General features: G+C 60.8%; 15 protein-coding genes. 6 read left to right on the top strand and 9 right to left on the bottom strand.

What is annotated here, in order from left to right; all coding sequences use genetic code 11:
• From CKW20_RS16220 to CKW20_RS16180, 9 genes are all read right to left on the bottom strand, one after another.
• The gene (locus tag CKW20_RS16220) at positions 1-819 is read right to left on the bottom strand and encodes a DeoR/GlpR family DNA-binding transcription regulator (RefSeq protein ID WP_095053830.1); all 819 of its coding nucleotides are present in this window, start codon (positions 817-819) and stop codon (positions 1-3) included.
• A gap of 130 nt (positions 820-949) precedes the next feature.
• Positions 950-1,741 (bottom strand): ABC transporter ATP-binding protein, encoded by a 792-nt coding sequence (locus tag CKW20_RS16215; RefSeq protein WP_095053829.1) that lies wholly within the window; start codon positions 1,739-1,741, stop codon positions 950-952.
• Positions 1,742-1,806: 65 nt separating this feature from the next.
• Positions 1,807-2,658, bottom strand: a complete 852-nt coding sequence (gene ntrB, locus CKW20_RS16210) for a nitrate ABC transporter permease (protein ID WP_095053828.1) — start codon at positions 2,656-2,658, stop codon at positions 1,807-1,809.
• 16 nt (positions 2,659-2,674) lie between these two features.
• Positions 2,675-3,961, bottom strand: a complete 1,287-nt coding sequence (locus CKW20_RS16205) for a CmpA/NrtA family ABC transporter substrate-binding protein (protein WP_095053827.1) — start codon at positions 3,959-3,961, stop codon at positions 2,675-2,677.
• 355 nt (positions 3,962-4,316) lie between these two features.
• Positions 4,317-4,874 carry a hypothetical protein gene (locus tag CKW20_RS16200; RefSeq protein WP_095053826.1) on the bottom strand — a complete coding sequence of 186 codons (558 nt, stop codon included), beginning with the start codon at positions 4,872-4,874 and terminating at the stop codon, positions 4,317-4,319.
• An 86-nt stretch (positions 4,875-4,960) separates the two neighbouring features.
• Positions 4,961-5,527, bottom strand: a complete 567-nt coding sequence (locus tag CKW20_RS30180; RefSeq protein WP_371857433.1) for a methyl-accepting chemotaxis protein — start codon at positions 5,525-5,527, stop codon at positions 4,961-4,963.
• A 956-nt stretch (positions 5,528-6,483) separates the two neighbouring features.
• Entirely contained in the window at positions 6,484-7,248 is a 765-nt protein-coding gene (locus tag CKW20_RS16190; protein WP_095053824.1) for an ABC transporter substrate-binding protein, read from the bottom strand.
• Between the two features lie 135 nt (positions 7,249-7,383).
• Positions 7,384-8,292: an alpha/beta hydrolase gene (locus tag CKW20_RS16185; protein ID WP_095053823.1), complete on the bottom strand. Its 909-nt coding sequence runs from the start codon at positions 8,290-8,292 to the stop codon at positions 7,384-7,386.
• A 98-nt stretch (positions 8,293-8,390) separates the two neighbouring features.
• Positions 8,391-10,166, bottom strand: coding sequence for a sigma-54-dependent Fis family transcriptional regulator (locus CKW20_RS16180; RefSeq protein ID WP_095053822.1), 1,776 nt, complete (start codon positions 10,164-10,166; stop codon positions 8,391-8,393).
• 286 nt (positions 10,167-10,452) lie between these two features.
• On the opposite strand from CKW20_RS16180, the gene CKW20_RS16175 reads away from it, so the two are divergent.
• From CKW20_RS16175 to CKW20_RS16150, 6 genes are all read left to right on the top strand, one after another.
• Positions 10,453-11,928: a benzaldehyde dehydrogenase gene (locus tag CKW20_RS16175; protein ID WP_095053821.1), complete on the top strand. Its 1,476-nt coding sequence runs from the start codon at positions 10,453-10,455 to the stop codon at positions 11,926-11,928.
• Between the two features lie 59 nt (positions 11,929-11,987).
• Positions 11,988-12,755, top strand: a complete 768-nt coding sequence (locus tag CKW20_RS16170) for a coniferyl-alcohol dehydrogenase (protein ID WP_095053820.1) — start codon at positions 11,988-11,990, stop codon at positions 12,753-12,755.
• Between the two features lie 100 nt (positions 12,756-12,855).
• On the top strand, positions 12,856-14,505 hold the full coding sequence (locus tag CKW20_RS16165) for a DUF1302 domain-containing protein (RefSeq protein ID WP_095053819.1): 1,650 nt from the start codon (positions 12,856-12,858) through the stop codon (positions 14,503-14,505).
• 15 nt (positions 14,506-14,520) lie between these two features.
• Entirely contained in the window at positions 14,521-15,882 is a 1,362-nt protein-coding gene (locus CKW20_RS16160; protein WP_095053818.1) for a DUF1329 domain-containing protein, read from the top strand.
• A gap of 69 nt (positions 15,883-15,951) precedes the next feature.
• A complete protein-coding gene (locus tag CKW20_RS16155) occupies positions 15,952-17,055 on the top strand; it encodes a YCF48-related protein (protein ID WP_095053817.1) in 1,104 nt (367 codons plus the stop codon).
• Between the two features lie 53 nt (positions 17,056-17,108).
• Complete coding sequence (locus CKW20_RS16150) at positions 17,109-19,538, top strand: RND family transporter (RefSeq protein WP_095053816.1); 2,430 nt, start codon at positions 17,109-17,111, stop codon at positions 19,536-19,538.
• Positions 19,539-19,580: the final 42 nt, after the last annotated feature.

Genomic DNA, 19,580 nt, shown 5'->3' with positions numbered 1-19,580 from the left:
CTACGCGTTGCTATCGGAAGGCAACAACAGTTCGACACCCTGCTTGCGGATGCTATCGGCCGCGGCAGGGGTCAGCGCGTCGTCGCTGAGGATGATGTCGAACTGCTCGAGCCCGGCGATCCGGTACATGCTGAACGTGCCGTACTTCGAACTGCTGGCCACCAGCACCACTTGCGAGGCCGTTTGCATCGCGACTTGCTTGACCTCTACCTTCAGCGCCGAAGGCGTGGTAAGGCCGCGACGCAAATCCCAGGAGCTGGTGGAGATGAACGCGATATCGGTGACGACCTGGCGCAAGGTGGCCACCGCCAGACCGCCCACGCACGATTGATTGGAATGATCCAGCTGCCCGCCAGTGTGAATCACCGTGACATGGGGCGCATCGATCAACGCCTGGACAATCCCGAAGTCGTTGGTCACCACGGTCATGCCCGACAGCGCCTTGATGTGCGGCACGATCTCCAGCGTGCTCGTTCCCGCGTCCAGATAAATCGTCATATCGGCATGCAGTAGCCGTGCGGCCAGCTTGGCCATCGCCTGCTTCTGCGGCAGCTCGACCACCGCCTTGATCTGATGGCTGGGCTCGCTGTGGAGCTGGCTGGCGATTCGCACGCCACCGGTGACCGAATAAGCACGGCCTTCTTGTTCAAGCAGCGCGATGTCGCGGCGGATGGTCATGTGCGAACAGTCGAACATTTCCATCAATTGATGAACGCTCAGCACCTGATGCTTGCGCAACTGGCGCAGCATCAATTCACGGCGCTGTTCAGGAATCATCGGTGCGCCGCTTTCGGCGGCGATGTCCTTTTGACTAGGCATTCGGGCTCCAGAATGAAGAAATCCGCAGATAAGGAGAGCGGGACGAACATAGTAGCGAATCTACGGTGAAGGGACGAGTTGTCCGGGCTCTACTTGCATCTCCTGCTGGGGGCTTCCTCGGACTCCGTTTTCAAGCCGCCGGCATTTGCTGGCGATGGTAGAGAAACTCGAGGACCGTTGTGCGATAGCGGTGGTACTCGGGGTCGTTGGCCAGCTCCAGGCGGTTGCGCGGTTTTGCCAAGTCAACACTGAGGATCTCGCCCACGGTGGCCGCCGGCCCATTGGTCATCATCACGATGCGATCGGAGAGCAGCACGGCCTCGTCGACATCATGGGTGACCATCACCACGGTGCTTTGAGTGGCTGCGACGATGCGTAGCAGCTCGTCCTGAAGGTGCGCGCGGGTGAGGGCGTCGAGTGCGCCGAAGGGTTCGTCCATCAGCAGTATTTTCGGCTCCATGGCCAGCGCGCGGGCGATACCGACACGCTGTTTCATGCCCCCGGAAATCTCGTTGGGGTGCTTGTGCATGGCATGCTCAAGACCGACCATTGTCAGCGCCGCCTCGGTACGCGCCTTCAGCGCGGCTTTGTTTTCGCGTTTGCCGAATACCTTCTCCACGGCCAGGTGTACATTGCCGAAACAAGTCAGCCAGGGTAAGAGGCTGTGGTTTTGAAATACCACTGCGCGTTCAGGGCCGGGACCGTCGATCTCGCGACCGTTGCATATCAAGCCGCCGCCATTGGCTTCGAGCAGACCGGCGATCAGGTTCAGCACTGTGGATTTGCCACAGCCGGAATGGCCGATCAATGAGACGAACTCGCCGCGGGCAATACTCAGGTTGACGTTGCTGAGGGCCTGGAAGCGGCCTTTCTTGGTGTCGAAGTGTTTGCTGACCTGGGTCAGCTCGACGAACTTTGTCATCTCGGTTCTCCTGCATCGGGTAAGCGTCAGGTGCGGGCAACCCAAACACCGGCGCGCGTGTCGGTTCAGTTGCTGTAGTCAAAACGTTTGGCGATCCACAGTAGACCCTGCTCAAGCAGCAGACCGACCAGACCGACGATGATGATGGCGATGAGAATGTGCTCGACGTTGAGGTTGTTCCATTCGTCCCACACCCAGAAGCCCAGACCGACACCGCCAGTGAGCATTTCCGCGGCGACGATCACCAGCCAGGCCACGCCGATGGACAGTCGAATGCCGGTCATCAGGTGCGGCAGTACTGAAGGAAACAGGATATGGGTGAACACCTTCCACTCACTGAGTTTGAGCACCCGCGCGACGTTCAAGTAGTCCTGCGGCACGCTGGCGACCCCCGCGGCGGTGTTGAGGATAATCGGCCAGATCGAGCTGATGAAGATTACCCAGATCGATGCCGGGCCGGCAGCTTTGAACACCAGCAGGCCGATCGGCAACCAGGCCAGCGGCGAGACTGGACGTAGCAGGCTGATGATCGGCGCGAACATGCCGCCAAGAAAGGCGAAGCGGCCAATTGCGAAGCCCAGCGGAATACCGAGCAGAGCGGCGAGGCCGAAGCCAATGCCGACCCGCCCAAGGGAGTTCAGGACGTTCCAGCCGATGCCCATGTCGTTCGGACCCTTGTCGTAGAACGGGTCGCTGAACAGCTCCAGGGCCGAATGCCAGGTCGCCAGCGGGCCGGGAAGCCCCTCGCTACGCGCCGCTATCAGCGCCCAGACGCCGATGAACAGGGCGATACCCAATAACGGGGCAATGCCATCCCTGGCGCGTTGACGCAACCCGCTCAGGAGGGGGAAGCGACGCTCTGGCGGGGTATTCGCCATAGCGTTGGGCGACGCTGGCAACTTGAGGGGTGCGTTCATGGCGGGAGACTCCGGGTCAGGCTTTGATGGTGAAGGAGTTGGCATAGGCGGCCGGATTGGAGCCGTCCCAGACCTTGCCGTCGATCAAGGTGCTACTGCGCAGCGGACTGCCCGGTACGGGCAAGCCAAGCTGGCTGGCGGCTTCGCCGTAAAGTTTGGTCTGGTTGATGGACTTGGCCACGCCGGCGTAATCCACGTCTTCCTTGAGCAGGCCCCAGCGGCGGAACTGGGTGAGGAACCACATGCCGTCCGAGAGGTAGGGATAGTTGACGCTGCCGTCCTTGCAGAAGGACATCGCATGCGCATCCGTCCATTGATTGCCCAGCCCGTCCTCATAGTGGCCGAGGAAACGTTGCTCGATCACTTCGACGGGCGCATTCACATAGGCCTTGCCGGCGATCAGTTGGGCAGTGCTTTTCTTGTTCTCGACGCTGGCCTCGATGAATCGGCTGGCGTCGAGCACCGCCATGGTCAGCGCACGGGCGGTATTGGGGTATTGCTCGACGAAGGCACGGGTGGTGCCCAGGATTTTTTCCGGGTGGTCCGGCCAGAGTTTTTGGGTGGTCAGGGCGGTGAAGCCGATGTTGTCGGCGATCGCCCGGGCTCCCCAGGGCTCGCCGACACAGAAGCCGTCCATGTTGCCCACACGCATGTTGGCGACCATCTGTGGCGGTGGCACCACAATGGTTTTCACGTCGCTCATCGGGTTTATGCCGAGGCTGGCGAGCCAGTAATAGAGCCACATGGCATGGGTGCCGGTGGGGAATGTCTGGGCGAAGGTCAATGGGGTGCCACCTTGCTTGACCTTGGCTGCCAGTTGTTCGCCATTGGTCACGCCCGCTTGCTGCAATTGTTTGGAGAGGGTGATCGCCTGGCCGTTCTGGTTCAGCCCCATGAGCATGGCCATATCTTTCTGCGGCCCGCCGATGCCCAGTTGCACGCCATAGATCAGGCCGTAGAGCACATGGGCAGCATCCAGTTCGCCGTTGAGTAGTTTGTCGCGAACACCGGCCCAGGATGCCTCTTTGCTCGGGGTGATAGTGAGGCCGTATTTTTCGCCGAAACCCTGGGTTGCCGCGACCACGACTGACGCGCAGTCGGTGAGCGGAATGAAGCCGACCTTCAGCGCCGCTTTCTCCGGCGCATCGCTGCCGGCGGCCCAGACCGCGCTGCGCAGCAAACTCGGCACGGCCATGTCGAGGGCGGTGATCCCGGCGACAGTGCCGGCCGCCACCAGGGATTGCTTGAGGAAGGTCCGCCGGCCGGAGTGCACCGGATGTTGCGAGTCACGCTCATCAGTCATAACCACATCCTTTTTTGAGGGCAAACAAAAACGGCGTGCGCCAGGCCCCCTCGATAGAGGGACCTGGCGGACGCCGTTGTCCGGAAAGTGCAGCACGCCGCCATTGGCGTGCTGCATGAGTCTGTAAGACAGCAGTAGCAAAGTGCTTGCCAAGTTCATGTTCGATCTTTTTTATGCTCTAAAAACCAATCGGAACAAAGACTTGAAGTGGTTTTTTGATGTCTTCCAAGAAGAAATCGAAGGGGGCACGGAGCCAAAAGGAGCGAAATATTGATCGTTTGTTGGGCAGCTTCGGTGTGGGGTGAACTAAAACGGCTCTCCTCGGCACTGTTGCGAAGTCGAATGGAGACAAGCCTCAGTTCAGATCCCGACGGATAGCGTCCAGGCGTTCGTCGAGCAATGGAGTGAGGAGGGCGTAGCACTCCGCCGGAGTGATAGACACTGTGGTTGTACCGATCAGGCAGCGCTGCAGCCGTTCGAGAGCAGTGTGCAGCGAGCGGGGGGCATGCTTGAGCAGGCGTTCGTGCAGGTACTGCAATTGAATCAGCATTTCCAATGGGCAACTTCGATGGGCGGCGGCGCGTACCGACAGACCGCGCAGTCGTCCCAACTCTTCAAGCTCCCAGCAGCGCCCGGCGATGCTCGGGGGCGCCAGGTTGAGCGCACAGCGTTGCAGTTCAAGGTGCTGGATGGCGCCGAGCAGGTCTTGTAGCAACCGGCAATGGCCATCGAAATCCGCAGGGTCGCGGCGTAATGCGTTCCAGGCCTGGCACTGTGCGGTATACGGCCACTCCCTCCAGCATTGATCGAGCGCGTGACCCAGTGCCTGGCAACGCTGTTGCGCCTCGCGGGTAATCTGCCCGCCGAGACCGCGATGCTGCTGCAGACCTTGCAGCAGGTCGAGACCCAGCAAGAGAGCCTGTCTTAGTCCCGTGTCACCCTGTGGCAGATGGATTCGCCGGGATTGCCCACCTTCGAGTGCTGTGGCGAGTGCTGGATTCATGGTCGGTTTCCGACGGTGAGCTGGTTGAGATAACGGGTCAGATCGTGCAGCACATGGGTCTGCGCGCTCTGTTCCTGTACCGCCCCATTGACCTGTTGCAACTGTTCGCTGAGGGCATGATTGGCTTGTTGATGCTCGCTGAGCGCTTGTTGCATGGCGCCGAGGTGTTGCAGATTGATTTGGCTGTGTTGAGCCAGGTCGTCGAGGTTGGCAGCGAGTTGCTCGCTCTGTTGGCTACCGGCGGCCAGCAGGTCGCGGTGTTCCTTGACCTCGCCATCCACCTGGCGCACGGCCATGGCGATCGCCGTCGCGGCGGTGGTGATTTCGTGGGTCGCCCGGTCGGTGGCTTGGGCCAGGCTGCGGACCTCATCGGCGACCACGGCGAAACCGCGACCATGCTCGCCGGCGCGGGCCGCCTCGATGGAGGCATTGAGTGCCAGCAACTGGGTCTGTTTGGCCAGTGCCTGAATGCTGTTGACGGTGCTTTCCACGGCGCTAGTGCGCTGCAGCAACGCTTCCACAGCGTGTGCGGTATTGCCCAGGCTGTGCTGAATGGCGCGCATGCTGTCACCCACTGAGCGTGCCTCCAGGCAACCGGCTTCGCTCATGGTATGGGCGTTGGCGAAGGCTGCCAGCGCGCCCTTGGCCAAGGCATCGATGCTGTGCAAGGTCTGATCGATCTGCTCGCTGGCGGCGGCGATCATGGCGATTCGTTGGCTCTGTTCCTCACCTTGGTCGCGGGCCTGTTGTGCCATCTGCTCCAGAGCATGGCTGGCGAACTGTACTTCGCTGCGCAAGCGTTCGTTGCTGCGCAGTTGCATGCTGGCGGCCACCAGTAATGTCGCTGGGTCGGCATCCCGGGAGCTGCGCAATAGTTGTGCAAGTTCAGTGTCCCAGAATCTCTGTAGATGGCGTTGATGACGCTCGCGCAGGTGCCAGGCGCACCCCAGATAGAGAACGCCAGGTATCAGGGTCAGTGCGCTTGCGGGCTGTTCGGCCAGTGCGAGACCGCAGGCGCCGAGGGCCAGTCCCAGTGGTAGCCAGAAACCGATCCTGCCGCGTTCGAGCAGGGCCATGCCAGGTTCGAACAAGGCCTTGGCGAATGAGGTGCCGACCGGGTGCGATTTACCGCCATCGCTGCGCAGATTAACGATGGCATGACCCGGGGGGTGCATTCCTTGAGCAGGCATGTGGATTTCCTTCTGAAGCCGGGATGAAAGCAAAAACGGCGCACGCTCTCCTGCCGCAATGTGCAGGGAAGCGGACGCCGTTGTCCGAGATGTTTGCGAAGCCATCGCCGTTGATGGCTCAGGCTTGACCAGAGCCAAGCAAGTTGTTTGCCAGCCTTCGCGCTCGACCAAGGATCGGCCTGTCGCCCATGCGGTGAAAGGGGATTCCATTTGATGGCTATAAGGCAGCGAAGGCAGAGCGGGCGATCAACGCACCCGTCGCGGGAATGGCTGAGCCGCAGTGCCCTGTTCTGGTTCGTGCCCGTCAGGAGCGGGCTAGGCACGTACCGCTATTGCGACAAATAGCGCTGCTGTATACGTGCCAGGGTGCCGTCTTCGCGAAGCGTTTCAACCGCCTCGCGCAAGTCTTGCACCAGTTGAGCGGAGCAAAGCCTGGAGCAAGCCAGATAGAGGTCCGCACTGCTCATGACGGGGCTCATGAGCAGTGTTTGTTCAGACACCTTCGGCCAGATGTATTGACTCTCGGGAACACCGTTGAACCAGGCATCGATGCGACCTTTCAAGAGCATTTGCGCGGGGTTGTCGCCAATGGTCAGCGGGTAGATCTGCTCATCGCTGAAACCTTGCGCACGCAAGATTTCCTCCTGTGCGCTGCCCAGGCCAACGCCGATCTTCCGATAGGTTTTTTTCGCTTGTGCGAAGCTGCTCACTTGCCGGTCAAGGCTGAAGAAAGCACGCTCCATGGGCATGATCGGCGCAATCCAGGTGAAGTGGTCTTCACGTTCTGGCGTGCGTGACAAGGGGGTTATCAGGAGATCCTGCTTATCGCTGACGTATTTCTGCGATCTGGCCCAGGGAAGTCCATGGACATGAGCGACATAGCCGGCGTTGGCAATGGCCATCAGGACTGCATCCCCGACCATTCCGTGGCCCTCGGCGCCATCGACAAACGTCAGTGGCGGAGCTTGCGGGATATACAACTCGAGCGGCAAGGGTGCGCCACTCGCGTTACCGGCAATAAACAACGATAGCGCCAGACAAAACCTGCAAAGCGCTTTTGTATTGGCAATTGATATCCGTGAGCGCTCGCTCATGGTTGATAGTTCAGGCATTGAACGTAGAAGGGCGCCACAAGTCACCAGTGGTATTGATCACAGGGATGAAGAGTATGCCGACCGTTGTTTGTTATTGAATCCGGTATCGACACGGCATTCTACGCAGACTTGAGATCAGGACACATCTTCCTCCAGGTGCCGCAGGAGGAAGGCGCTGATCTGGTCCAGTGCGCGGCGGGCTTCTTCGAGTTGATCGCTCATGGTCTGGAAGACATGAATCATCCCCGGCCAGACGTCCAGGTGTACCGCCACTTCGGCGCTGGCCAGGCGGCTGGCGAGCCGGGTTGAATCGTCCAGCAGGCATTCCCGACTGCCCACCTGGATCAGCACCGGCGGTAGACTCTGAAGGTCACCGTAGAGGGGGGAGGCCAGCGGATTCAGTGGCTCGGCGCCCTGCAGATAGGTGTCGGCCATAAGGGTCTTGCCAGCAAGCGGGCCGAGCAATGGATCTCGAGTCTTCTGCAAATTCCAGGACTCTCCGGTCTGAGCCATGTCCACCCAAGGCGACATCACTACCGCAGCCGCGGGCAGCGGCAAACCAGCAGCCTTGGCAGCCAGCATCAGAGCCATGCACAGACCGCCGCCGGCACTGTCTCCGGCCAGCACCAGGTGCTCGGCGTTCACACCGTTTTCGAGGAGTGCACGGTAGACGTCCAGCGCATCTTCTATGGCGGCCGGGAAAGGGTATTCCGGGGCCAGGCGGTAATCGATGCAGAGCGTACGAATCCGGCTGCGCGCTGCCAATTGGCTGACGAGCGGGCGATAGGCCTGGGCACTGCCAAATGTGTAGCCACCGCCATGCAGATACAGCAACACGAAATCAGGTCGAGCATCTGTGGGAACGGCCCAAAGTCCGCAGACGCTGGCCAGATTGGCGGACTCAAAGACCACGCCCTCGGCACAGGAGCCGGTGCCGAAGAGCTGTTCGGCCTGTTGGCGCTGCTGATCGACAGTCAGCGAGCTGAGGGGAGGCAGTTGGCTGAGTTGTTCAATGATGCCGTCGATGTTGTTGTTATTGGGCATGTGGACTCCGAGGGGATGCGCTGAATGAGTCAAACAAATTAACCTTTCTAATAGTTAATGTGGATAACTATATTTGCAAGATTATTCGTGAGCCCGAATCAAACCGATGCCTGTCGGTACTTCTTCAGTCGGTAGGCAAACTGCGCGCGACTCAATCCCAGCAACCGCGCGGCGGCGGCCAGATTGCCTTCACTCTTTTGCAGCGCTTCGTCGATCAAACGCGACTCCAGACCTTCAATGGAGAAACCGTGTTCCAGGCGAGTCAGAGTTTCCAGCAAGGCCGGACGAGGCAGCGTGTTGGCGGGGTTGGGGTCAGTGGCCGCGAGGCTGCCATTGCCGTCCAGAGAGTACGCCTCCTGCGGCATGGGTTCGTTGCGAAACAGGTGGACCAGATCGATGGCTTGACCGTCTTCGCTGGCGATCAGGCCGCGCTCCACCAGGTTCTGCAATTCCCGCACGTTGCCGGGAAAGTCATAGCGCAACAACACCTTGAGTGCGCGCATGGTCAGCCCGGCGGGCTTGCGGGCGTAGGCCTGACAGAAGCGCCGCAGGAACGCATTGACCAGCAACGGGATGTCGTCACGACGTTCGCGCAGTGGCGGCAGCGTGATGGGATAGACGTTCAGGCGGTAGAACAGGTCCTCGCGAAAGTCTCCGGCCGCCACGGCTTTGCGCAAGTCGACATTGGTTGCCGCCACCACCCGGACATCGACCTTGATCGCCTGGCTTGCACCGATGCGCTCGATCTCACGCTCTTGCAATGCACGTAGCAGCTTGCCCTGTCCGGGCAGGCTGAGGCTGGCGATCTCATCGAGAAACAGGGTGCCGCCATGGGCGCGTTCGAAGCGTCCGGGGCGCGAATGGGTCGCGCCGGTATAGGCGCCGCGTTCGACGCCGAACAGTTCCGCCTCGATCAGATTGTCCGGGATCGCGGCGCAGTTGAGGGCCACGAAAGGTGCTTGATGGCGTGGGCTGAACTGATGCAACTGACGGGCGAACAATTCCTTGCCGACCCCGGACTCGCCGCTGAACAGCACTGTGGCAGGCGTCGGCGCAACGCGCTGCAAGGCGAGGGTAGCGGCGTTGAAGGCGGCGCTGGCGCCAATGGGTTTTTGCCCGCCGGGCACTTCGCTGTCGTCGTCCCGGGAAGCGGGCGCCGGGGCCGGATGCTGTCTGGGGGCGATGCTGGAGGGCGAGGCGGTGAGGTAACTCAGGTCCTGTTCGACATCGCCCCATTGCTCGGCGGTCTTACCGATCACCCGGCAGGTTTCATGGCCCATGCCCCGGCATTCGGTTTCACGGAAGATCACCAGGCGGCCGAACAGCCCGCTGACATAACCGATGGCATAGCCCAGTTCGGTCCAGCACACCGGATCCTGGCCGATCCCGTGGGCGGCGATATGTTCGTCGGCCTCACAGGAATGGTGCCAGAGGAATTCACCTTCGTAGAAGCCGGAGTCGGCGTCGAATTTGAAGTGCAGGGGTTCGACCTTGGTCATGCCTTCGAGTGTGTGCAGGCGCGTGCCAGCCGAGAAAACCGCCGCGGCATCGGCGTCTGGCCAGCGCTCGCGGATCAATCGCGCATCGCGTGCACCGGACAAATAACCGGTGCGGGTAAACAGGCCGCGAGTCTGTTCCAGTCCCTGGCGCTCGATAATCTCCCGCCGCAGCGCGCCGAAGGATGAACTGTGCAATAGCAGCATGCGCTGGTCGTTGAGCCAGATACGTCCGTCAACGGGGGAAAAGAATAGGCATTCGGCTAACTCGGCCAGGGTCGGCGAGTTGCCCTCGGTCAGTTGAGTACTGTCTCCTCGGGGCGAGAAATGTTCCTCCTGCAACGCGAGATGAGGAAGCAGCGAATGGGGATTATTCATTGTTATATGCCCCTGAGCGAAGTCGACTGATCGAAATGATCAATTAGCAAAACAGTTATTAAACATAACTTTATCATTTGGACAAGTGGCCGGGTGTCGACCGAGCGCCAAACGCCTTGCCCTTTTCACCAGTGCTCCTCTAAAACCTTCAGGCCAGAGCCTTCGCCACCTAAAGCGCGAGGCGACGGAGGAAGTCGGCACAGCCCTTGCTCTAGTGCTTTCACGACGCTGCATCGTTAGCAAGGCAGCGTCAGGCAATTACAAACACAAGAGCCGGGAGACCGAAATGTCGGTAAGTGAACCATCTGTTTTTCTGCGGGACGCGCTGTGGTGCGAACGCATCTTCAATGGCGACTGGATACGTCCATTGGGCGGCGTCAACAGAGTCATCGAGCCGGCCACCGGCGAGGTACTGACCGTCACAGGATTAGCCGATGCGGCGGACATCGCGTTTGCCAGCCTGACCGCTGCCCGTGTTCAACCGGCCTGGGCGGCATTGGGGCCACGGGAACGCGCGGAGATCTTTCGCAAAGCGGCAGCCCTGGCTCAGCATCACTTTGCCGAACTGGCGCTGTACATCGCCCGGGAAAGTGGCGGCAGCTTGTTCAAGGGAGAACATGAGGTTCGCGAGGCGATCGTCTTGTTGCATCAGGCTGCCGGTCTGCTGTCGCAACCCCATGGACTGGTTCTCCCAAGCGAAGCGGGGCGTTTGTCCTATGCACGTCGGTTGCCCCATGGCGTGGTCGGGGTGATCTCACCCTTCAACTTTCCCCTGGTGCTTTCCCTGCGTTCGGTGGCACCGGCGTTGGCGGCCGGCAATGCGGTGGTGCTCAAGCCCGATCCGCAGACCCCGGTCAGTGGTGGTTTCATCATTGCCCGGTTGTTCGAGGCGGCCGGTTTGCCCAAGGGACTGCTGCAGGTTTTGCCGGGCGCAGCGGTGGCCGGCGAGGCCCTGTGCCGCGACCCGCAGGTACGGATGATCGCGTTCACCGGTTCTACCGCGGCCGGGCGCAAGGTTGCGGAGGTGGCTGGGCGTCATCTGAAAAAAGTCGCTCTGGAATTGGGCGGCAAGAACTCGTTGATCGTGCTCGAAGATGCCGATCTTGACTTGGCGGCGAGCAATGCCGCCTGGGGGGCCTGGCTGCATCAGGGGCAAATCTGCATGGGCACCGGACGCATCCTGGCCCATGAATCGATCGCGCAAGAGCTGGTTCGCCGACTGGCAGAGAAAGCCCGGGCAATCACGGTCGGCAATGCCGCTCGTGGCGAGGCGATGCTGGGGCCTTTGATCAACATGCGACAGTTGCAACGCGTGCATGAAATCGTCACGGAGAGTGTGACTGCCGGGGCAACCCTGGAAGCCGGCGGTGAGTTTGCGCAGCTCTTCTACCAACCCACGGTGCTTTCCGGCGTGCGCCCGGGCATGCGCGCATTCGACGAGGAGATCTTCGGCCCGGTCGCCACGGTGGTGAGCTTTTCTAGCGACGATGAGGCCATCGACTTGGCCAATCGCACCGAATATGGCTTGTCCGCAGGGATCATTACGCCTTCGGTCGGGCACGCGATGGCGATTGGCGAGCAACTCAATTGCGGTCTGTTGCACATCAACGATCAGACGGTGGCCGACGAGTGCATCAACCCGTTCGGTGGCCGCGGCAGTTCGGGAAATGGCGGCAGCGTTGGCGGCCCGGCGGATTGGGACGAATACACCCAATGGCAATGGGTGACGGTCAAGGATAAGGCGCCACGCTATCCGTTCTGACGGACAGGATCAGGCCGACGAGGTCGGGCGAGTACACAAAAATAATAAGAGGACTCAACATGAAACTCGACAACAAGACGGTGCTGGTGACCGGGGTCTCCTCGGGTATCGGCGCCGCTACTGCAAGCCTGCTGCGCGCCCACGGCGCCCACGTGATCGGCGTCGATCTGAAGGCTCCGCACATGACCCTGGACGGTTTTGTTCAGGGCGATCTGAGCAGTGCCGAGAACATCGACCGGCTGTTGCCGCAGTTACCGGCACGGATCGACAGTCTGTGCAATATCGCTGGAGTGCCGGGCACTGCAAACCCGCAACTGCTGGCGCAGGTCAACTACCTGGGGCTGCGTCACCTGAGCCAGGCATTGCTGCCGCGAATCACCGCTGGCGGCAGCATCGTCAATATCGCCTCGATCCTCGGCGCCGAGTGGCCGTTACGCCTGGAACAGCACAAGGCGCTGGCACGCATCGAAGGTTTCGCCGCCGCACAAGCCTGGCTGGCCGAGCACCCGGTACCGGATGAGACCTGTTACCAGTATTTCAAGGAAGCCTTGATCGTCTGGAATTACCTGCAGGCCCAGCCCTGGTTTCTCGAACATTCAGTGCGCATGAACAGCGTGGCGCCGGGCCCGGTCTTCACGCCCATCCTCGGCGACTTCGTGAGCATGCTCGGTGAAGCACGAACCCAGGCCGATGCCCATCGCATGAAGCGCCCCGGTTATGCCGATGAGGTGGCGGCGGTGATCGCTTTCCTGTGTGCCGACGAGTCACGCTGGATCAACGGCGTCAACCTGGCAGTCGATGGCGGATTGGCCTCCACCTACATCTGAAACGCAACCAGTAGACAGCGGCGTAAGCCGCTAACTGAGCGTGTTGGCTGGCGCCATGCGTGCAAAGCCATGCCAAAAATAAAAATAATGAGGAGCGTCCATGGACAACGTTAAACGTTGCTTTCGTTTCAAGCATTGCGCCCTGTTTCTGGCGTTATGCAGCGCAGGCGTGATGGTCGAAAGGGTCGAGGCCATGCAAATGGACCTGGGGGATTCCGACTGGAAACTGCGTTGGGACAACACCATCAAGTACAGCCAGGCCTGGCGTCTGCAAGGTCAGGACAGCCGATTAGTCAATGCACCGACCGCCAACGGCCTGTACCCCTCGATCCAGAGTCAGGGCGATAAAAACTTCAGCCGCGGTCTGGTCTCCAACCGTCTGGACTTGTTCTCCGAAATGGACCTCAGCCGGCAAAACTATGGGCTGCGTGTGAGCGGTGCAGCCTGGTACGACGATATCTATAACCAGGACACCGACGACAGCGAGCAACCGCACTTCCTCAGCGAGACCCGCAAGCTCCACGGTCGCGACGCGGAAATTCTCGACGCCTTCGTGTTCCTGCGCGGTGACCTCGGCGAAGACTCCCAGGGCGTGGTGCGTCTGGGCCGGCACAGCCTGATCTACGGTGAAAGCCTGTTCTACGGTGGCAACGGCATCGCCAACGCCCAGGGCCCGACCGATGTGGTCAAGTTGCTCAGCGTGCCGGGAACCCAGTTCAAGGAAATCCTGCGCCCGGTCAATCAGATCTCCGGGCAGTTGCAGATCAACCCGCAGTTGTCGGTGGGCGCTTACTACCAGTTCGAGTGGGAACGCTCCAATCTGCCCGGTGCCGGTAGTTACCTGAGCGATGCCGATGCCATCGGTTACGGCAGCGGTTCGCTGCGCGAAGTGTTTGGCAACGACACGGTGAATGGTGGTGATCTTAAACCGCGAAATTCGGGGCAGGGCGGTATACAGATTCGCTTCAAACCGACCGGGACCGAACTGGAGCTGGGTTTCTACGCCGCGCAGTATCACGACAAAGCCCCGATAGGCCTGTACGCCTACCTCGACGGTGCAGCTGCGGCGGCTACCGGGCTGCCGATCCTGAGCTCTTATCGTCAGGTCTACGCCGAAGATATCAAGACCACCGGCGTGAGCTTCTCCACCGCCTATGGCCCATTCAACTTCGCCGGTGAAACCTCCGTGCGCTGGAATGCGCCGCTGGTGAGCAACCTGCAAGTGGTGACCCCGGGCATGGAGGCCGATGGCGGCGATGACTCACTGTTTGCCCGGGGCAAAACCGCTCACGCCAACCTGTCGGCGATTTACCTGCTGTCGCCTAGTGCTTTTTGGGATGGCGGTTCGGCGCTGGCCGAACTGGCGTGGAACCGTACCCTGAGCGTCACCGAGAACGCCGCGGCGCTGGATTCCAACACCACCCGCGATGCCACGGCGTTGCGGGTATTGGTGGAGCCGGCGTACTTCCAGATTGTCGACGGGATCGACCTGACCGTGCCGATCGGCATGGGTGTGGTGCTCGATGGGCGTTCTTCGGCCGTCAACAAGTCGGGTTTCGGCAATACCCGTGCCGGCGACTGGAGTGTCGGGCTCAAGGCGACCTACCTGCAGCGCTGGGATGTTGGCCTCAACTACGTGAACTTCTTCGGTGCACCGAAAGCCGGGCTGCGCGAGGACGGTAATTTCAGTTACGGGCAATCGCTGGCCGACCGCGACTTTATCTCGCTCTACGTGAAAACCTCATTCTAATAAGGTGGATTCGCCATGCAGAACAAAGCATTTCTCAACACCTGCGTCCTCTCTCTGGCCCTTGCCGGTATCAGCCTGGCGCAAGCAGCGGTGTCGCCTGAGCAGGCTGCCCGTTTGAAGTCTGAACTGACGCCCCTTGGCGGCGAGCGCGCCGGCAATGCCGATGGCAGCATCCCGGCCTGGGACAGCGGTTACACCAAGGTCGCTCCGGGCTACAAACCGGGTGACAAACGTGCCGATCCATTCGCCGGTGAGAAACCGCTGTATTCGATCAAGGCCTCGAACATGGAGCAGTACGCCAGTGTGCTGGCCGAAGGCACCAAGATTCTGTTGAAGAAATACCCGGACTATCGCCTGGACATATACCCGACCCATCGCTCGGCAGCGGCCCCGCAATGGGTGTATGACAACACCGGCAAGAATGCCACCCGTGCCACGCTGGATGTGGAAACCGAAAAAGTCGCCAGCGCCTATGGCGGCATCCCGTTTCCGATCCCGGGCAACGGCGCGCAAGTACTGTGGAACTACCGGTTGTCCTGGCAGGGCGGCGAGACCATCAGCGCACCGTTCGATACCTGGTTGATGACCGCCGGTGGCAAGAAGGTCCAGGCGACCCGAGCCCTGTTCAGCTATCAGTTTCCCTACTACTCCGAAAGTGGCAGCCTGGAAAATTTTGCCGGCAAGTACCAGGTTGGCAAGCTGCTGACCGAACTGCCGTCATCCAAGGCCGGCGAAGGCCTGATGACCCATTGGGACATGGACCCGGCCAACCGTGCGGCCTGGCAGTATCTGGTCGGCCAGCGCCGGGTACGCCGAGCGCCGAACATCGCCTACGACACCCCGGACTTCGTCACCTCTGGTGTCGGTCTGTTTGACGAAGCGTTCATGCTGTTCGGGCCTACCGACCGCTACGATCTCAAGCTTGCGGGCAAGAAAGAACTGATCGTCCCCTACAACAATAACCGTGCCGGCCTGGCCAAGAGCGACGACCTGGTCAAACCGAACTTTCTCAATCCTGATCTGGTGCGTTGGGAGAAGCATCGGGTCTGGGTGGTCGAGGCCACGCTCAAATCCGGCAAGCGCCATGTGGTGCCGCATCGGACCTACTACGTCGACGAGGACTCCTGGCAGATCCTGATGGTCGACGGGTATGACGCCCAAGGCAAACTGGGACGGCAGATGTATTCGCTGACGCTGCTGGCGCCAGACCTGCCGGCGCTCACTGCGCAAGTCATGTGGGGCAGCTACAACCTCGATACCGGCGCCTACTTCCTTAACGCGTCGAGCAACGATCTGGCGGTCCAGTACCAGACGATCGCAAAACCTTCAGCTTCCTATTACACACCGGATGCCATGGCCAACGAAAACATGCGTTGAACCATGGAGCACCGTGACGAGCGAAAAGCTCGTCGCGGTCGCTGGCGATTTTTCAGGCGGGATAAAGACATGAACGTTGAAAAAATCTTTGCGAGTTTTGGTCTGCGATGGAGTGCCTGCGCGCTGGCGTTGTGTCTGTTGGCGAGCACGTCCATGGTTGCGCAGGCTGCGACGTTTGCTGTGCTGCAGCAGTCGGCACTGCCTACCGCCAAGGCCGCGCGCGCGGTATTGCTTGGGTTGGCCCGGGCTGGCGAACGCCTGGTGGCGGTCGGCGAGCGTGGCATCGTGCTGCTCTCGGATGACTCTGGAATGACCTGGCGCCAGGCCCGTGTGCCGGTCAGCGTCAGCCTGACCGCGGTGCAATTTGTCGATGCGGAGCAGGGCTGGGCGGTTGGTCATCTGGGCGTGGTGTTGAACACCGAGGACGGTGGTGAAACCTGGCACAAGCAACTCGACGGTGAGCGTGCCGCCGCGCTGGCGGTGCAGGCCGCGGAGCGCGATGCCGATCAGCCGGGCGGCGCCAGCAACCTTGCGCAGGCTCGGCAGATGCTCGACGACGGGCCGGATAAACCGTTTCTCGACCTGTACTTCAGTGACCGCCTGCATGGCTACATCGTTGGCGCCTACAACCAGATCTATCGCACCGACGACGGCGGGCGAAGCTGGCAGCCGTGGATGCAACATGTGGACAATCCGCAGGGCCTGAACCTGTATGGGATCCGCGCTTCGGGTAACGAGCTGTTGCTGGTGGGAGAGCGCGGTTTGCTGTTGCGTTCGACCGATGCCGGGCATTCGTTCCAGCCTCTGAAATCACCTTATGAAGGCAGCTTTTTCGGTCTGCTCGGCACCCGCGCGGGAGCATTGATTGCCTATGGATTGCGCGGCAACGCCTGGTGGTCCGAGGACCGTGGCAGCAGTTGGCGACGCCTCGACACCGGCATCGAATCAACACTGGCGACAGCCATTGAGCTGCGCGACGGCAGCCTGCTGTTGGCCAGCCAGAGCGGTGAACTCTTGTTCAGCCATGACCAGGGTCGCAGCTTCGACAAACGTCAGAGCCGCAGCGGCGCGACGGTCGCTGCCGTGCAACAGGCGGCCGACGGCGGTCTGGCCAGCGTCGGTTTGAGTGGCGTGGCCACTGACCAGGATCCGCGGGCCTCCGCCAAACCTTGAAACTTCACGGTGTAGCGCTATCGGGCCATGGCCCGTGCAACAGGAGTCAGACTTTGAAAGACGACAAAACCCAAACCGTGATCGGCCGCCTGGAAGACTTCGACCAGGCGTCGGGAAATTTCGCCGAGCGAATGATCTTCAACCATCGACCGCTGGTGATCCTGCTGTGTCTGCTGGTGACGCTGGTGCTCGGTTGGCAAGCCACGCGCATCGGTATCAACGCCAGCTATGAGAAGACCATCCCTACGGGACACCCCTATGTCGCCAACTTCCTGGAGAATCGCAGCGAGTTGAGCGGTCTGGGCAACTCGTTGCGGATCGCTGTGGAGGTCAAACAGGGCAGCATCTTCACCAAGGATTACCTCGACACCCTGGCCAGGCTCAACGACGAGCTCTATCTGCTGCCGGGAGTCGACCGCCCCTACATGAAATCGTTATGGACACCGACCACGCGCTGGACCGCCGTGACCGAGGAAGGGCTCGATGGCGGCACCGTAATCCCCGACGATTACGATGGCTCGGCGACCAGTATCGAACAGGTGCGAACCAACGTCGCCCGTTCCGGTGAAGTCGGCCAATTGGTCGCCGGCAACTTCAAATCCAGCGTGATCTTCGTGCCGTTGCTCGAAGTCAGTCCGCAGACTGGCAAAGCCCTGGACTACGGTGATTTTTCCCGGCAACTGGAAACCCTGCGGGGCAAATACCAGACCGATGACCTGCGAATCCATATCACCGGTTTTACCAAGATCGTCGGTGATCTGATCGAGGGGCTGACCCAGGTACTGCTGTTCTTCGTTGTGGCGGTACTGGTGACCGTGGTGGTGCTCTATGGCTATACCCGTTGCGCGCGCAGCACCCTGGTCGTGGTGACCTGTTCGTTGGTGGCAGTGCTCTGGCAGATGGGATTGCTCGCTTTGCTTGGGTACGAGCTGGACCCGTACTCGGCACTGGTGCCGTTTCTGGTGTTCGCCATCGGCATGAGCCATGGCGCGCAGAAGATGAACGGCATCATGCAGGACGTCGGTCGCGGCACCCACCGAGTGGTGGCCGCGCGTTATACCTTCCGCCGACTGTTCGCCGCCGGCATGACCGCCTTGCTTTGCGATGCCGTGGGCTTCGCCGTGTTGCTGCTGATCAACATCCGGGTGATTCAGGACCTGGCGATCACCGCCAGCCTCGGCGTGGCGGTGCTGATTTTCACCAACCTGATTCTGCTGCCGATTCTGCTCAGCTACATCGGTGTCAGCCCGGCAGCGGCGCAACGCAGCCTGAGTTCGGAAACCGCCGAGCTGCAGGCGCAGATCAAGCATCCGTTGTGGCGTGTGCTCGATTTGTTCACCCAACGGCGTTGGGCCATTGGCGCCATGCTGGGCGGCCTGTTGCTGGCGGCGTTCGGTTTTGCCGTGAGCCTGAACCTGAAAATAGGCGATCTCGATCCCGGCGCCCCGGAGTTGCGGGCCGACTCGCGCTACAACCGCGACGCGCTGTTCATGACCCAAAACTATGCGGCCAGTTCGGACATTTTCGTGGTCATGATCAAGACCCCGGAAGATCAGTGCACGCGCTACGCCAGCCTGTCTGCGGTGGATGCGTTGGCCTGGCAACTGGAGCAATTGCCTGGTGTGGAGTCGACCACTTCAATGGCGGCGATGAGCAAGATCGCCACGGCCGGTTACAACGAAGGCAACTTCAAGTGGTATGAGCTGATCCCCAATGACGGCGCGCTGGGCGCCGTGCAGACCCGGGCACCGCGGGAGCTGTTCAATCAGGGCTGTTCGATGCTGTCGCTGTACGTTTACCTGGCCGATCACAAGGCCGATACCCTGAGTCGGGTGGTGGAGGCCAGCGAGAAATTTATCGCCGGGCACCAGGTCCCAGAGGTCAAGTTCATGCTGGCGGCCGGCAGCGCCGGAATCGAAGCCGCGACCAACATCGTGGTGAAAAAATCCATGCACGAGATGCTGTTCTGGGTCTACGGCGCGGTCAGCCTGCTGTGCCTGCTGACCTTCCGTAGCTGGCGAGCAACCCTTTGCGCGATGCTGCCGCTGATGCTCACCTCGATTCTTTGCGAGGCGCTGATGGTGGGTTTGGGCATGGGCGTAAAAGTGGCGACACTGCCGGTAATCGCGCTCGGGGTGGGTATCGGCATCGACTACGCGCTCTATGTGTTGAGCGTGATCCTGGCTCGAATGCGTGCCGGCGACACTCTGGCCCAAGCCTATTACCAGGCGCTGTTGTTCACCGGCAAAGTGGTATTGCTGACCGGCATGACACTGGCGGTCGCGGTATCGACCTGGGCCTTCTCGCCGATCAAATTCCAGGCCGACATGGGCATCCTGCTGGCCTTCATGTTCCTGGTGAACATGCTCGGTGCCTTGATCCTCCTGCCGGCATTGGCCTGGTTGCTGCTGCCGCAGAAGGTCTTCGCAAAAAAGCCTGAAATGAGTTCGCTGGTGCCACTAGTCAAGGAGCTGTCCCGATAAACGCTGAGTGCGCAATCCCACAGGTTCCGCATGTTGACTGAT

Source organism: Pseudomonas sp. Irchel s3b2 (genome assembly GCF_900187445.1).
Classification (GTDB): domain Bacteria; phylum Pseudomonadota; class Gammaproteobacteria; order Pseudomonadales; family Pseudomonadaceae; genus Aquipseudomonas.
The sequence above is the reverse complement of the archived record's forward strand: the minus strand, read 5'-3'. Positions and strand labels throughout refer to the sequence as shown.

What these genes read in the sequence shown, in the direction of transcription:
- CKW20_RS16220 (WP_095053830.1), bottom strand. Translation starts at nt 819, where the DNA reads ATGCCTAGTCAAAAGGACATCGCCGCCGAAAGCGGCGCACCGATGATT.
- CKW20_RS16215 (WP_095053829.1), bottom strand. Translation starts at nt 1,741, where the DNA reads ATGACAAAGTTCGTCGAGCTGACCCAGGTCAGCAAACACTTCGACACC.
- ntrB (WP_095053828.1), bottom strand. Translation starts at nt 2,658, where the DNA reads ATGAACGCACCCCTCAAGTTGCCAGCGTCGCCCAACGCTATGGCGAAT.
- CKW20_RS16205 (WP_095053827.1), bottom strand. Translation starts at nt 3,961, where the DNA reads ATGACTGATGAGCGTGACTCGCAACATCCGGTGCACTCCGGCCGGCGG.
- CKW20_RS30180 (WP_371857433.1), bottom strand. Translation starts at nt 5,527, where the DNA reads ATGCGCGCCATTCAGCACAGCCTGGGCAATACCGCACACGCTGTGGAA.
- CKW20_RS16190 (WP_095053824.1), bottom strand. Translation starts at nt 7,248, where the DNA reads ATGAGCGAGCGCTCACGGATATCAATTGCCAATACAAAAGCGCTTTGC.
- CKW20_RS16185 (WP_095053823.1), bottom strand. Translation starts at nt 8,292, where the DNA reads ATGCCCAATAACAACAACATCGACGGCATCATTGAACAACTCAGCCAA.
- CKW20_RS16180 (WP_095053822.1), bottom strand. Translation starts at nt 10,166, where the DNA reads ATGAATAATCCCCATTCGCTGCTTCCTCATCTCGCGTTGCAGGAGGAA.
- CKW20_RS16175 (WP_095053821.1), top strand. Translation starts at nt 10,453, where the DNA reads ATGTCGGTAAGTGAACCATCTGTTTTTCTGCGGGACGCGCTGTGGTGC.
- CKW20_RS16170 (WP_095053820.1), top strand. Translation starts at nt 11,988, where the DNA reads ATGAAACTCGACAACAAGACGGTGCTGGTGACCGGGGTCTCCTCGGGT.
- CKW20_RS16165 (WP_095053819.1), top strand. Translation starts at nt 12,856, where the DNA reads ATGGACAACGTTAAACGTTGCTTTCGTTTCAAGCATTGCGCCCTGTTT.
- CKW20_RS16160 (WP_095053818.1), top strand. Translation starts at nt 14,521, where the DNA reads ATGCAGAACAAAGCATTTCTCAACACCTGCGTCCTCTCTCTGGCCCTT.
- CKW20_RS16155 (WP_095053817.1), top strand. Translation starts at nt 15,952, where the DNA reads ATGAACGTTGAAAAAATCTTTGCGAGTTTTGGTCTGCGATGGAGTGCC.